The sequence below is a fragment of the Deinococcus detaillensis genome, assembly GCF_007280555.1.
Lineage (GTDB): Bacteria > Deinococcota > Deinococci > Deinococcales > Deinococcaceae > Deinococcus > Deinococcus detaillensis.
Genome location: NZ_VKDB01000022.1, coordinates 1 through 14,389 on the forward strand (window position 1 = coordinate 1; position 14,389 = coordinate 14,389).

General features: G+C 59.2%; 8 protein-coding genes. 6 read left to right on the forward strand and 2 right to left on the reverse strand.

Annotated elements, in window-relative coordinates; translation table 11 throughout:
- Nucleotides 1-304 precede the first annotated feature (304 nt).
- On the forward strand, nucleotides 305-685 hold the full coding sequence (locus tag FNU79_RS14950) for a hypothetical protein (protein WP_143721615.1): 381 nt from the start codon (nucleotides 305-307) through the stop codon (nucleotides 683-685).
- Between the two features lie 244 nt (nucleotides 686-929).
- Here FNU79_RS14950 and FNU79_RS14955 read toward each other — a convergent pair whose 3' ends face one another.
- Both FNU79_RS14955 and FNU79_RS14960 read right to left on the reverse strand, forming a co-directional pair.
- Nucleotides 930-2,510: a CAP domain-containing protein gene (locus FNU79_RS14955; protein ID WP_143721616.1), complete on the reverse strand. Its 1,581-nt coding sequence runs from the start codon at nucleotides 2,508-2,510 to the stop codon at nucleotides 930-932.
- A 178-nt stretch (nucleotides 2,511-2,688) separates the two neighbouring features.
- Complete coding sequence (locus tag FNU79_RS14960; RefSeq protein WP_143721617.1) at nucleotides 2,689-4,560, reverse strand: autotransporter outer membrane beta-barrel domain-containing protein; 1,872 nt, start codon at nucleotides 4,558-4,560, stop codon at nucleotides 2,689-2,691.
- Nucleotides 4,561-4,761: 201 nt separating this feature from the next.
- On the opposite strand from FNU79_RS14960, the gene FNU79_RS14965 reads away from it, so the two are divergent.
- The 5 genes from FNU79_RS14965 to FNU79_RS19185 all read left to right on the forward strand — a co-directional run bounded on the left by FNU79_RS14965 (nucleotide 4,762) and on the right by FNU79_RS19185 (nucleotide 13,981).
- Nucleotides 4,762-6,027 (forward strand): hypothetical protein, encoded by a 1,266-nt coding sequence (locus FNU79_RS14965; protein WP_143721618.1) that lies wholly within the window; start codon nucleotides 4,762-4,764, stop codon nucleotides 6,025-6,027.
- A gap of 281 nt (nucleotides 6,028-6,308) precedes the next feature.
- Nucleotides 6,309-7,793 (forward strand): caspase family protein, encoded by a 1,485-nt coding sequence (locus tag FNU79_RS14970; protein ID WP_143721619.1) that lies wholly within the window; start codon nucleotides 6,309-6,311, stop codon nucleotides 7,791-7,793.
- Nucleotides 7,790-9,109 (forward strand): hypothetical protein, encoded by a 1,320-nt coding sequence (locus FNU79_RS14975; RefSeq protein WP_143721620.1) that lies wholly within the window; start codon nucleotides 7,790-7,792, stop codon nucleotides 9,107-9,109. Before FNU79_RS14970 ends, FNU79_RS14975 begins: the two co-directional genes overlap by 4 nt.
- A gap of 24 nt (nucleotides 9,110-9,133) precedes the next feature.
- Nucleotides 9,134-11,215, forward strand: coding sequence for a caspase family protein (locus tag FNU79_RS14980; RefSeq protein ID WP_143721621.1), 2,082 nt, complete (start codon nucleotides 9,134-9,136; stop codon nucleotides 11,213-11,215).
- Between the two features lie 81 nt (nucleotides 11,216-11,296).
- A complete protein-coding gene (locus FNU79_RS19185) occupies nucleotides 11,297-13,981 on the forward strand; it encodes a hypothetical protein (protein ID WP_185974741.1) in 2,685 nt (894 codons plus the stop codon).
- Nucleotides 13,982-14,389: the final 408 nt, after the last annotated feature.

Genomic DNA, 14,389 nt, shown 5'->3' on the forward strand with positions numbered 1-14,389 from the left:
CCCATTGCTCTGGCGAAGAGGTGACTCTCGTGCTGGGTAAAAAAACACGGTGCTGCCCCCAGCGGTAGATCAGCCTGTCCCGCCCGGGACAGCCCTCAGGCCGGATCAGCGGCAGCCCAGATCAATGAGGAAGATGGGCGGGGTCACGCCGTGTGAAGCGCCCGCCACGCTTTGAAGGTGACCGGGAAGAGGGGCGCGCACGGGCAAGAGTTGCCTTAACTGAACCCAGGGCATGAGCCGCTGTCCCGTCCGGGACAGCCTTCCAAGAGCGCGTGCGTGCGTCCGTTTCGGGTAGCCTGAGCTGATGGCATCTTCCCCCATACCCCAGTCCATCAATCTGCTTTGTTCCTCAGTGTTCTGGGCGGTCATTGCGGCCTTGCTGATGGGGGCCATCCTGCTGTCCAGCATCTACACCGGTGATTACTACCTGAACTACAGCTCCTTAGGGGCCGCTTTCGAGCAACACCCCGAATTCCAGCTGCTGATGCGCTTGGAAGGCCTCTCGGCTTGGCTGGTCCCACCCGCTCTCTTCGCCTCTGTCCTGCTCTCTCTGATGCAACGCCGCTGGAGTGCCTGGCAAATCGTTCCCCTGGTATTGCTGGCGTTGTTCACCAGTCATAGATTGAGCGATGTGCCTGCGGCAGTGCTCCAATTCCTCCACAACGCCTTATGGAAGTTGCTCTAAGGCACAGGATGTCAACTGTTCGCTGGCTGCAGTAAAGCCTTCAACTTCACCCTGTCACTGTGAGTCGTCCTCCTCCTGAGCTGGTCATAGACGGCAGATTTCTGGTTGAGGACACCGCCGCCGTTCTGGGTGGCCGTATTACCCGTGACGCTACTGCTGGTGATGGTGAGGTTGCCACTGTTGAAAAAGCCGCTACCGACGTTGCTAGGATCAGTCGCTCTAGTCTTTCAGTCAGAAAACAAGCCTATCTGATCTGTTGGCGGGTTATGTCAGGGAGGCTCTGTTCTCGCAGTGCAGCAGCAGTCATAAAGCTCCACTGCATCAGTTGCCCATTGATTTTTACGCTGGCTTGGTACGTCTTGCCGCCTTCCAGCGGTCGTTTCGGAATCATGAAGACCGCTCCACTCCTCTGAAGAATGCTGCGGCCCATTTCCTGTGCGCCGATAGGGCCACCCACATAGTCGCCCGGCTTGTCCTTTGTATTGGCGTACTGCGTACTGCCATAAGCACAGACTGGAATGTCCTGACCTGCCGAGGCCAACGTCGCTTCTGTGGCCGTGGTCGCGCCACTTATGAATGTCGCAGCGATAAGAGGCAGTCCAGTTTTCTGAGGATCCAGATCCGGACAAGCGGTAAGAGGATCGGGCCACTCTCCACCGTTGTAGCTGCTCATATCTGTCGTGGCCTTGTCGCCCGGAAACGTCATCTGCTGCGCTAAGGGTTTTTCCCCGCCCAATGAGGTGATTGCGCTGCCCAGACGAGCGTAGTTTGGATACGAGGACGCCACCGTAAAGACGCCGATGCCCACAGTCTGCTGAGTTGGCTGCAACATTCCCAGGGCATGAAATGGCGCGGTGAAGAGGGTTGAGGTACTCGGCGTGAGCACTGAGAGTTTGGAGAGCGGAACTTCGCTCCAGGCGACATTGCTACTTGTGGCGCATGCCAGCCCTTCAAGTGAGGCAAACGGCAGTGCCGGGTTTTGGTTGTGTCCGATGATTTCGTTGACCATCATGTAGCGGCCGTGCATCCAGCAATTCATACTGGCTCCGGTATCGAAGGTCACCGCAGGAAGATTGGCCTGAGCGCGCAGCTCATTAAATCGGTCATATTCACGCTCGATCAAGTCGCCGATTTCCACCGGAATTCGGAGACTGACAGCTTCCGCTCCAGCGCTAACCTTAACGGTGATGGGAATCAGACCCTGTGGGAGTGCAGCGGCACTGGCCCGAATGGTCAATTCGCTGCCGACCAGCGTGGCGCTGAGCAATTCTGGGGCCGGACTGCTGACTATGATCGGGGCAAGAGGCGTTCCGTTGGCCGGAGGTGTGATCGTCAGCGGCAAGATGACCTGCTGACCGGGCGATAGCCGAACACGATTTATTGGCGCAATGCTGGGCAAACTGGCATCCTGCGCCACTGTGACTCTGACCGTCCGAATGATGCTGTGGACATTGTCTTGGTCGTTCACCTTCAGACCGAGTGTGTACTCGCCGGGTAAGACATCCGTGGCGTCCACGCTTATCCAAGTTCCTACGGCGTCTTTGTGAATCTCTGCTTTCAACAGGGCTGCCGCCGCGCTTTGTTGGAGGACGTGCCACAGCATACCCTTGTAAGAATTCCAAACCAGTGTGAAGGCGACTTTGCCTTGCTGCTTGTTGGAAAGAGTCAGGTGTTCCGGGGTAAGGGTCACGTCAAAGGGGGGCCTGGTGTCGGGATTCGGCTGTTGTGGTTGCGCAGCCTCAGATTTGGGCGATGTGGGCGTTCCCGGTGAGTTACAGGCGCTCAGCAGCAGGAGTAGAGAAACGGCCAGAAGAGATTTGAACATAGCTGCTCCTCATGGAACACTTGGCGAGGTGAGATGAAGTGTTGGAACGGCCCCACCAGCCGTATTCGACGATGGGGCCAGTCTTTCTTGGTCAATACCGACGAGCAAATTTGTCTAGCATGGATCAGCCCCTCAAGCAGCGGAGCAAGTCCTACTGGGCCGTCAATCAAGCTGAGGGTTACTGCTCGTTGAACACATTGTCGGGCGCATTGCCCGTCACGCTGCCGCCGGGTTGGGTGTAGGTAGCGACTTTGGCGTTAAACACGCCGCCGCCTGGCATCTTGGCCGTGTTGCCCGTCACGCTGCCGCTCTGAATGATCAATTGGCCCCGATTGTTGATGCCGCCGCCCCGATTTTCGGTGGCCGTGTTGCCGCTGATGGTGGCTCCAGCCAGGGTAAAGATGGAGGCAGGCGAAGTCTGGTAAATTTCGTCGGTTTTGATCCCACCCCCGAAAGAGGCTGTGTTGTTCTTGATGCTGCCGCCACTGGCTGTGAAGGTACTCCCTGCGAACAGGCGTACACCGCCTCCGCCGTCACCTGTGTTGCCCGGTACGCTGTTGCCGCTGATCTCGCCGCCGGTCATGGTAACGGTGCCGTTGTCCAGTACGCCTCCGCCCGTCTGCACGGCGATGTTGCCGCTGATGCTGCCGCCTGCCAGCGTCATCTTCGCGCCGTTGACGATCACGCCGCCACCCCAGCGGGCGCTGTTACCACTCACTTTGGCCGTGCCGCTGATGGTGAGCACTCCGGCACTGTCGCTGATGGCGACGCCGCCGCCGTTACCGGCCGAGGTGTTGTTCTGGATGGTGCCGCCCGTGAAGTTGAGGGTGCTGCCCGTGTTGACGTTGATACCGCCACCATTGCCATTTGCAAGGGTGGCGTTGCCCTCAATGGTGCCGCCGCTGATTTCCACAGTATTTTTGGTGAAGGCGTCGATGCCGCCGCCCGTCAGCGCCGAGTTGCCCTTGATGGTGCCGCCACTCATTTTGAGAATGGCCTTGAAAGCCAGGATGCCGCCGCCGCCGCCTTCCACGAGATCGGTGGCTTTGTTGTCCTGGATCGTTCCACCAGAATAGTTCATGGTGGTCCCTTCGCCCAGCAGCACGCCACCACCGGCCCGAAGAGTGGTATTGGCGCTGATGTCGCCGCCCGACAAATTGAAGGTGGTGCCAACAACTTCAATCCCGCCACCGAAACGCGTACTGGCGTTGTCACGCACCGTGCCACCAGAGATGGTGAGGAGGCCAGTGGTATAGACCGCGCCCCCCTCACAGCCTTCGGCGGGCTTGTCCACGACTGTATAGGTGCATTTGTTGCCAGAGAGGACGCCGCCGCTGATGGTTATGCTGCCCGGCCCCAGAGTATAGATACCGCCGCCGACGTAGACCGAGCTGTTGCCGCCTACAGTACCGCCCTCCATCTTCAGCGTGCCGGAGTTGAAGATGCCGCCACCCCTGCCACTGTCCTCCTTCGCGTCTAGGGGCAGGGCCTGTGCCGTGTTGCCACTCACGCTGCTCGTTCCCTTGAGCGTCAGTGTGCCAGTCTTGAGGTTGGCAATCCCGCCGCCCACGTTGGCTTTACCGCCCGTAACCGCCGTGCCGTCCAGCGTCAGTGTTCCCTGATTGAGCAGCACGCCGCCGTAAGTCGCGACGCTCAGCGCCTGCAAGCCGATGCTCTGCACGGTGATGGGCGCTCCGGTGCCGCCTTTGAGCGTGCCGCCCTTGATGGTGACAATCACGCCATTGGGGATTTCCAGGGCGCGGCCCTTTCCGGCGGCGTCGATCACGCCGCTGCCCAGATCCAGGGTGACACTCTTGGTGACGTTCAGCGGGCCAGCCAGGGTAATCGTGCCGGAAGCGAGCTTGAGGGTGTCGCCGTCTTTGGCACTGCCCAGCAGATCGCGCAGGCTGCCAGCGCCGCTGTCAGCGGTGCTGGTGATGGCGGTACCGGATGGTGGCGGCGGCGTGACGGTACCGCCATCACCACAGGCGGTCAGCAAAAGCGTGAGTGAGACCAGCGCCAGACCTGCCATGTGCTGCCGTGTATGCATAAAGCCTCCGCACCACCTTCGACCTGTTCTGATGCATTCGATTTGACTGAAGGTGAGTAAATCATAAGACGCCGGGGGCATACCTGGCTACGCTTTTTTGTTACCGCTTGTGAACAGTTGCAGTGGCCAGGAAGTCGGATTCAACCTGACAGCCCGTACAATTAAAGCGCTCACCACATCCCCCACTGCTGAGGATCCGTTATGGGAATTCCGGCTCAGGCCACACACGGTGCTCTTGCCTCTCCAACGCTGACTGTCCAACTCGACAAGGAAATCTGCCGCCTCATCTGGAACGGCTACACCCTGCCGCTCTCAGAGAAATGGGTGGTGTTCTACGCCCTGCTGGCCGTCAACCATGAGCGCCACGTCGGCACGGACGAGATCTGCGACCACCACCCCTGGAGCCGCCTGAGTCCCAGCGTAGCGGGCCGGGATTTGTGGCGCTTTACCCGCGCGCAGGAACCAGGGCTGTTCGGGCAGCGGATCACCAGCAGTCCGGCCCGGCAAGCCTCCAAGCTCTTTAGTCTGCTCCTGGAACCGCTTTCTCAACTCCGCTTCGATCCAGCGCGCCCGGCGATCTTCGATCATCTGCGTTCCCTGCGCAGCCACCGCAATACGGTGGCTGTGGAACTGGGGGAATGCACGCTGCTGCTCCAGAGTGGACTGGTTGCCCAGGCGCTTGAGCGCCTGGAGGCCATGCAGGACTGCACCTTGTCGGCGAACGAACAGGCCCAGATTTTGACCCTGACCACCATGGGTCTGGAGGAACAGGGCGGGATCGACGCGACGAGGCCCCAGATCCCCCTGCTCCTCTCGGCGCTGCATCTTCCCGGCCTCAACCGGCTTAACCGTGCCCGCTTACTGGTCCGGGTGGCGCGGTATAACACCCTCAAGGGACACTATGATCAGGCGCACCGGTATTTCGTGAGCCTGCGGTCGCTGCTGGTTCCCGAAGACGGCGTGGAGTACTGCTGGTTTCACATCAATTACGGCGTGTATCTGCGCCGGACCGGACATCTGGAGCGGGCTATCCATCACCAGCGTCTGGCGCACGATGTGGCGCAGGTGGCGCAGTGGTGGCACGGCGTGTATTCCGCGCGTTCCAACCTGACGCTGATGCACCTGGCTTTGGCCGAAAAAAGCCCGCCGCTGCACCGTCAGCGCTTACTGCGTCAGGCGCTCGACTGGGCCTTGCGGGCGCATTCGACCGTCACCCTGACCCGGCAGCCGCTGGCGATGGCCGAAACGTCGGTGCTGGTGGCGCGCACGTACCGACTGCTGGAACAGACCAGGGAGGCGCGTCACTGGCTCGAGAATGCCCGCCAAGTGGAGCATCACCCGGAGTTGTCGCTGCATCTGGCGGTCGTGTGGGACGAACAGGCCCTGCTGGAAGAGCAGGGCGGTCACCACTTTCACGCCCACTTGGCCCGCGTGCAGGCGGCCACCTGCCGGGGCGAGCAGGAATAGCTTCCTGGTCGCCGCAACTGTTCACAAGCGGTAACAAAAAAGCGTAGCCAGACACCTGCTCAGGGTCTTATGATTTGCTCACCTTCAGTGAAGTCGAATAGACCAGGACAGTTCGAAGGTGGTGTGAAGGGAGCATCAGCACCCACGCCCGGTCCAGCTTCTGGCTTGGATAGATCAGCTTCGGCAAATGATAGACCATACTTTCCATTTCCCAATTCATTCTTAATCGCCCTACATGGCTATCTTCTCGATCTTCTTGCAAGACAAGCAAAGGAGTCATTATGTTCGGAACACGCCACCACCGCCGAGTGTCGTTCCCAACCGCCATCGTTGTGCTGGCTGCAGCACTGTTCGCCTCCCAGGCACAGGCCGAAGACCGCGCCCTGTTAATCGGCATCGGCCAGTATCAAGGTGGCGTGACTCTGCCGGGAGTTTCTGACGATCCGGTGCTGATGCGCGACATCGTCAAAAAAATGGGCTTTGCTGACAATCAGATCAAGTTGCTGGAAGACCGCGACGCCACCAAAGCGGGGATTTTGAGCAGCATGAAAAATTGGCTGGGGCAAAGCAAAGCCGGTGAGCGGGTGGTGTTTTATTTTAGCGGTCACGGCTCCCGGGTCAAAGACTTGAACGGCGACGAGGCCGACGGCTGCGACGAAGCGCTGGTGCCATATGACCTCGACAACCTTCTGATCGACGACGAACTGGGCGAGGCGATTGCCGCCCTGCCGAGCAACAACGTCTTGGTGGTACTGGACAGCTGCTTTAGCGGCACCGCCACAAAATCGCAAATCACTGGGCAAAGTGCTGGAAGCCGCCTGCGCCCCAAAGTGCTGCAAAAGAGCGGCGCTATGGCCTGCGACAAGGCGATTAACATCAGCAAGGGCGCGCGCGGCACGGGGGTTGTCGGCCTGAAAGAAGAGAGCCTCCGGGTAATTCCCACCCCTGCCGACCCTGCGCCCACCGCTCGCAACCAAACCTTGATTGAATTTGACGCCGCCGCGCCCAACGAAGTGGCCCTGACCGATGAGGGCGGCAGCTTGTTTACCCTGGGACTGCACGAAAAAGTCATGGCCACCAAGGGGCCGGTCAGCTTCGCCGAATTGCGCGAGTATACGGCCCAGTACATCCGTACCAAAGTCAACGCGTTGGGTGACATCGGCTTTCTGGCCTACCATCCGCAGCTCCAAGGCCCCGAAGCGCTGCTCAGTCAGAATATGTTGCAGTTTGGCCGTGCTGCGCAGGCCGCCCCGTCACTGCCCGAAATCACTGCTGTTAACTCTGGGCGCGAGCTGCTTGACCGCTACCTCAACACCAGCGCTTTTAAGGTGGAGATCCACAGCAATCAGCCAACGTACAAGCTGGGCGAAGCGATTCGCTATCAGATTTACAGCAGCGACGACGGCTACCTCAATTTGCTGGAACTCGACGAACAAGGCAACATCGCCGTGCTGTTTCCCAACAAGTACAACCCAAACAATCAAATCATTGGCGGGGAGACCAACCGCTTTCCCAGCCTTCAGTTTGGCAATTACGATTTCCGGGCGGTTGAGCCGTATGGCAAAACCCGTGTGGTCGCCCTGATTACGCCGGAGCCGCTCAACCTCTACAACGCTCCCGGCAATATCAACGGCGACTTTCGGGTGCTGCTCAACGTTGCTCAGTTCCAAAAACTGGCCGCCATGCTGAAAGCCACCGGAGTCATGCCGCTCCCGACCGGCACCACTTTTGGAGCCAGCAGCGCCGATATTGAGGTCAGGCCATGAACAAAATTGGGCGGGCGACCTTGCTGAGCTTGTCCCTGCTGAGCGCCAGCGCTGCCGCCCAGCCTGCCAGTTCACCGACCCGCGACGCTTTGCTGGCCCGCTTGAAGAGCATTGGTGTCCAACAAATTATGCGCGTGGCCCTCTGCCCTGACGGACGCCGCTTCACGCTCGGCGCAGTGCGCCCTCCCCTCTCGCCCAAGCTGCCCGGTACGCTTGCCGCCTCTGACGCTATACCGCAAGGTTTCATTCAAGTCCAGCAAGGCGAGAGCCGCAGCCTGACGGTATTCGCCCTGATCAGTGGGCAACCCAAAGCATTGGCCTGCACGCTGGTCAAAGGCCAACTGGCCGTTTTTGTGGTTGCAGATACGGCGCAAGGCGTTCAGGTCACGCGCCTTAATGGTCAAACGCGGACGGTGGACTGGGAGGTGATCAGCGCTTCGGGCGACGCACGGGGCACGGATGTGGCTGTCGACGAGCGCGGAGAGGTGTTCGTGGTTTCCACCGTCAACGACCTGCTGCCGCTGGGCACCCACAGCGGTGTCGTCAGGCAAACGGTGCTGGTGCAGCGGCTGAGCAAAGAAGGCAAAGTCCTGTGGAACCAGCGACTGACCTCAGCAGGCCCAAACGCCGAGGACGGGGCGGCCCACATCGCGCTGCAAGGCCAAAACGCCGTCTGGGTGACGGGACAGACCAGCGGTTGGTTTGGGACCCTGCCGCCCGCTGAAGCGGCACTGAAGGCCAACGCGGGGCAAAAAGATATCTTTTTGGCGCGGCTGGAAAGTGGGCAGGGCCGTGTGATAGCCCAGACCCAAGTGGGCAGCGACCAAAATGACGTGGTTTCGGCACTGCTGACCACTCCAACCGGCGTCTGGCTGGCCGGTTATACCTACGGCGCACTGACGGGTGAGGCGGGCGGCGGCGCAGACGCCTTTGCCGCCAAATTCAACAATCTGGGCCAACTCCACTGGCTCAGGCAATTTGCTACCCCCCAGGTCGAAGCGTTCACGTCGCTGGTCAGCTTGCCGGGTGGCCAAATCATGGCGGCGGGCTACAGCGAAGAAACCCCGCAAAACAGCGGCCTGACCCAACGCTTTTCCAGTAGCGGTCAAGTCCTGGCGCGGCAACTCCTCACGCGGGCGCAGGGGATGAGCATTTTTACTTTGGCCGCCGACCCAGCGGGCCGCGTGTATCTGGGCGGCGTCTCTGGCAGCGGCGCACTGTTCGCTCAACTTAGCGCCGACTTGCAGCCGGTCTGGGCGCTGCCGTTTGATCAATTGGCCGAACACCTTGACCCCGAACCCTCCGCCACACCGTAAGGCCAGTTCTTCAGGAGACTCCCCATGCCGTATTCGCGTTTTTTTCCTTTGTGGGCACTGTGGGCGCTGCTGGCTGGTTTGGCGCTCAATCAGTCCAGTCTGGCTCAGAGTAGCCCAGCCTCGCCGCAACTCAGCGTCACGGACTACACCTGGAGCGAAAACGGCGACAGCGTAGAACTCAAGTTAAAAATTGCAGGCCTGAGCGAGCGGGCCGAGTTGCGCCCTTACCTGCGCGGCGGCACCGCTTCACGCGCCGAGACCAAAGGCACCGGGGTCTTTCCCTCGGCGGGTCCGCAGCAAGTTATCCTGACACTCGCAGTGCCGCCCGCTCAGCGCTGGCAGCCGCTGAGTATTGGTATCGGTGGATTTGGGAACAATCAAGAAGCCGATTTTAATGTGAGTGCGCCCCAAGGCGATCTGTATGTGCTGGCGGTAGGTGTCAAGACCTTCGGCGGCCCCGATTCCAGTTTCCCCGATTTGAACTACACCGTCGCTGACGCTCAGGCGCTGGTCAAGTTGCTGGATGGTCAGCACGGTAGGCTCTACCGCAAAGTCAACACCTTTTTACTGACCGAAGAAAAAGCCACCCGCACCAATGTCTTGGCAACCATGCAAAGCATCGTGCGGCAGGCCAGCGCCAACGATACGGTGATCGCCCTGTTTTCCTCGCACGGTACCGAGCAGGGGGGGCAGTATTACGCCATGCTGTACGGCGGCGACGCCCGCAAGTTTGACACTACAGCCATCACCGGTCAGGAACTGGGAGCCTTTTACAACCAAATCAAGGCCAAAACTTTGCTGCTGTTGGATACTTGCGCCTCCGGGCAGGCCATCAGCGGCCCCGGCACTGCCCGCCAACCCGCCACCCAGCAACTGATCAGTACGCTGGAAAGTGCCACCAAAAGCGCTTCAGCCAGCAAAAGCAAAGGCGGTGTCAACGAATACCGCTCGTGGATCACGGCGGCGCAGGCCAATCAGGAATCGCTCGAAGAACCGTCCCTCGGACACGGACTGTTTACCTACGCCGTTCTGGAAGCGCTCAGCGGGAAGTTTGACAGCAGCGCAGCCACCGAAGCGGGCATGGATGCCCAGCGTCAGCGTGACGACATCCAAGCCACCCAACTGCTGACCTACGTCGTAGAACGGGTGCGCGACCTCAGTTCTCAGTACGCCACCACGCTGCCGCAGCGCCACGTTCCCTATTACACCCTGATTGCCAATTCGTTTCCGGTGGTGCAACTCAATGTCACAGTCAATGTGACCATCAATGTCACGGGTAATGTTCTCCTGCCGCCCACTGTCAACGCTGATCCCACCCCGCCCGCTGCCCCAGCGGTCAACGGCCCCGCACCTGATGCAGCGCAGGGCGTGTTTGCACGGGCCTTTGGCGGCAAAGATAACAACTCCGGCGCACCAGATTTCCCGGTAAAGTCGCTGCAAAAAGCCTTAGACCTTCAAGTGGGAAGCCGCGTGACCTTGTCGCCAGGGGAATACAGCTTGCCCAAAGACGGTCTGACGATCAGCCGCCCGCTGACCATCACGGCTCAAGGCGGCGCTGTTACGCTGCGCTGCTTGCCTGACAGCGACGGGCTTATTGCGAAGGCTGAAAACGTCAAGCTCGAAGGGCTGCGCTTCGTCGGATGCGCTCTGGCCCTGGCAGTCAGGAGCGGCAGCACCCTGATCATCGGCGGCGAATTCAGGGGCAATCAACAAGCTCTGCTGGTATCCGGTGGCCAAGCCAGTGTTCAGAACACCTTGTTCGCCGAAAACGGCGCGAATGGCTCCACGACCGCCGCCGTGCGGCAAAGCGGCAGATTGAGTTTTGAGGGCGGCAGTTTCCAAAACAACGATCTTGGAGCTATTCGCGCCGATGGCGACAGTCTACTTAAAATTAACAACGTCAATTTTGTCAACAACTCCCGCAGCGTTTCCGATGGTGGCCATATCTATTTGCTCGGCAATGCCCAGCTTGATCTCAACCAAGCCAGCTTCGTGGGCGCACAGTTTTCATTGGTTTCCCTGTCTAAACCCAAGACGGCCAAACTCTGCAATTTCTCTGATCAAACCCCACACAAGACCTATCAAGTCAGTGGCGCTTGTTCCTAACAAACTTTGTTGTTTAATTTCAAAGGAGAAAGTATGAAGCATTTGAAACGAAAGCTGATTCTTAAGCTATCCGGACTTGTAATGGGTGTTTCGTTGCTGCTTACAGCTTGTTCAGGCGGTGGTGGGAGTGGTGGTGGCGGCGGTGGTGGGAGTGGCGATCAGGGCCAGCCCAAGATCGGCTTGGGTGTGGGCGTGACCAATACCGTGTCATGCCAAGCGGCCAACGGCCTGACGCGCACTGCTCCAGCGACGGCCATTACGCTGGCGCTGCGTGACAAAACTGGAACGCCGGTTGCTCCCAATGCCAATCACACGGTCACGCTCAACCTCAAAACGCCGGACGGCTCAACCTACACGTTCAAAAACCCCTACAATCCCGATACCGAAGACAACAAGACCTTTCAGGCCTCCGAGAACTACTTCATTCTCTGCGCCGCGCCGCTCAGCGGCAACTATGAGATCAGCGGCAACATTGATGGACAAGGAGTCAGCGACAATCAGCCGTTGGTGGCCGTCACACCGCCGCAGAGCCTTGGCAACTCCACCCTCAAAGTGCAGAGCTTGAATGCTGCCGAAGCCCAGTTCACCGCGCCAGCAGATACGCAGGCCGCCATCGTCAACTACTACAGGGGCAACCAGAATGACAGCGGCATCTACAGCGGCTACCGCGTCGGCTTTGGGTCCAAGAGTGCGTCGCCTGAGGTGACCATTAGCCAGACCCCTCCAGAAAAACCTAAAAAGACCTGCGACGAGGATTGCCAAGACAGAGCGCGAGAGAAAGCTCAACAAGTGCCGGATAAGACTATTCCTGGTACTCCCCCACCCGATGATGGCGGGGGGAGTAGCAACGTGGTGTTCGGTCCACCCATCCAGTTCCGAGGCGGGCTGATGTGGGCCAGCGGCGCGGTGTTCGGCAAGAATACAACGGCAGACAAAAGCGCGGGGCCCGGCCTCCGTACCCAAGCGCTCAGTGGAGCGCAAAGTATCGCGCTGACGCTGCCAGCGGGCCACATGCGCGGCGAGCCGTATTACGCCGAAATTATTACCTCGGATAAATTGTTGGGCGCTACGACTGCGCCGGAGAGCTTGGGGCGGGTGGATCTGAAGGTGGTCTATACGCCGGTGGTCACGCCGATTGACGCCGACACCACTGAGTGGCAAGCCCGTTTGTCGGCGGCCCCGATGACGGTCAAAAACCAAGCCGAAAAGGCCTACCAAAGCCTCACCACCAGCCTGATGACCAAAGACGGCTTCCCCTCAGTACGGACTTGGAGTGTCAAAGTGCGTGGCCCCGGTAACGCGCTCATCTGGGAATATAACTATCCAGCCTTCACGCCCTATGTGCTAACGGCAGCTCCGATCTATCCCGATCAGCAAATAGCGGGCAACTACACGGCTGATTTTACTGCGCCCGGCGTGGGTGTGAGGACGCAAACCTTCGCTGTAGCCAGCGCCTTACCCCTCCCAGTCCCCAACGACGCCACCCTTCGCCTCAAGCCTGATCTGAGCGGCTTTACCTTTACTGCGCCCAGCGGTCCGCGCTCGCACTGGGTGTATGTCACCGAGTCTGGCAAAGAAGGACTGGTGGCGGCCCGCACCTGCGTTGTCAATGCGGGCCAGACGTGCAACATAGACAAGAAAGTGACGCTTGCGGCCGATAAGCGCTACATGTTCACCTTGATCTCCACCGAAGCGCCGCTTGACCTTAATCCCTTGCTCAGCGGCACCGATTGGAATTTTGCCCAACCGATTCGCTGGGCCATACAATACAAGGATGCCGCCAGTAACCCGATCGTGGTCACTCCAGTCGACACCTCGGACCTGCTGGTGGCGGATGCGAGTGACCTGACCAACATCTCGGTTGAGGCCAGCAAGCCAGTGCAATTTGGCACCTTCGATGCCAAAACCAAGACGCCCCTCAACCTTCCTGGCATCAACTGGACAATCCCCAGTCCATCCAGGCCAGGGATTGTCAGTGTCGATGCTTCCACCGGCCTGGTGAAGAGCAGCGGCAAAGACCTGGGACGTTTCAAGATTGTCGCCGCCGCTAATAGCCGAACCGGCACATCCATAGAGTTTTCGGTCTTCGGCTTGGTTTGCGCGGGCGGACAATCGAGCGGCGGCGCAGCTTTGTTGTGCAAATTCAGGGACGCACAGGGCAAAATCTTCACCAACCTGCCTTATACCGTACAGGCTCCTGGCTGGAACAACGATCAGCCCTTTTTGGTCAATGAAGAAGTGATGGGGGGTAATCAAGGAGCGCTAGCCTTCGATAAATTCAATGGAATATTGCTGCCGGGTGCGGCCACCTACAATTTTGAGGTCAAGGCAGGAGGGAAAACCTTTAGGGATACTGCCAGCATCGATGCAAACGGCGCGGCGATGGACGCACCCACGCCCACCCTTCAAAGCGAAGGTGGACAAAATTACCTGACTCTCAATCTCAATACAGCCCCAGACACCAAATCGGCCCGCATCGAACTCAAGTGCGCGCAAGCCTGCACCGACACGTACATGCCGGTTATCGTCCAGGCGCAGGGAGGCGCGAGCGTGGTTACGCTCCCCAGCTTTGCCTTGCCCAGCTCCAGCGGCGGCGACTTCGGCACGCCCAAATTGCAGTACACCGTCACCACCTACAATGTAGATTTGACCCAGCCCGACCCGGATCTGCCAGATCAATTTAAATCCGCTACCGGGGGCAACTTCTTCTTTATCTGTAGCGACAACCGCATTAGGTCAAGTTGCGGCGACCCAAGGTCTCGGTAATTCGGTACTCCAGGGCCCTTATGCAGGGTTGATTCAATGAGGTGCAGCGGCTGAAGACTGAGAGTTACAGCGTAGGACTTACGCGAAACTCAGAGATGGGTTTTTCAGTTTAGGACTTATGCGAAACTGGGCAAATTCGAGATTCTGAGCTGGTGGGAAGACCTCGAAGCGTCAGTCGAAAACGGTACTGCGAGTTTTTGGTTGCAACACAGATCAATCGGACACAGACCTATTTTGCTGACCACGTCGACGACTTTGCTCACGGCGCGGCTCAGCGCTATCTGCAAAGAGACTGCCGCGACATTACCGTGGAGTCAAGGCCCAGTTGAAGGTGTGGTCAACAAGATCAAGCTCATTAAGCGGCAGGTGTATGGCCGGGCAGGCTTCTGTACCCTGCGGAGCATGGTC

What these genes read in the sequence shown, in the direction of transcription:
- FNU79_RS14960 (WP_143721617.1), bottom strand. Translation starts at nt 4,560, where the DNA reads ATGCATACACGGCAGCACATGGCAGGTCTGGCGCTGGTCTCACTCACG.
- FNU79_RS14965 (WP_143721618.1), top strand. Translation starts at nt 4,762, where the DNA reads ATGGGAATTCCGGCTCAGGCCACACACGGTGCTCTTGCCTCTCCAACG.
- FNU79_RS14980 (WP_143721621.1), top strand. Translation starts at nt 9,134, where the DNA reads ATGCCGTATTCGCGTTTTTTTCCTTTGTGGGCACTGTGGGCGCTGCTG.
- FNU79_RS14950 (WP_143721615.1), top strand. Translation starts at nt 305, where the DNA reads ATGGCATCTTCCCCCATACCCCAGTCCATCAATCTGCTTTGTTCCTCA.
- FNU79_RS14970 (WP_143721619.1), top strand. Translation starts at nt 6,309, where the DNA reads ATGTTCGGAACACGCCACCACCGCCGAGTGTCGTTCCCAACCGCCATC.
- FNU79_RS14975 (WP_143721620.1), top strand. Translation starts at nt 7,790, where the DNA reads ATGAACAAAATTGGGCGGGCGACCTTGCTGAGCTTGTCCCTGCTGAGC.
- FNU79_RS14955 (WP_143721616.1), bottom strand. Translation starts at nt 2,510, where the DNA reads ATGTTCAAATCTCTTCTGGCCGTTTCTCTACTCCTGCTGCTGAGCGCC.
- FNU79_RS19185 (WP_185974741.1), top strand. Translation starts at nt 11,297, where the DNA reads ATGGGTGTTTCGTTGCTGCTTACAGCTTGTTCAGGCGGTGGTGGGAGT.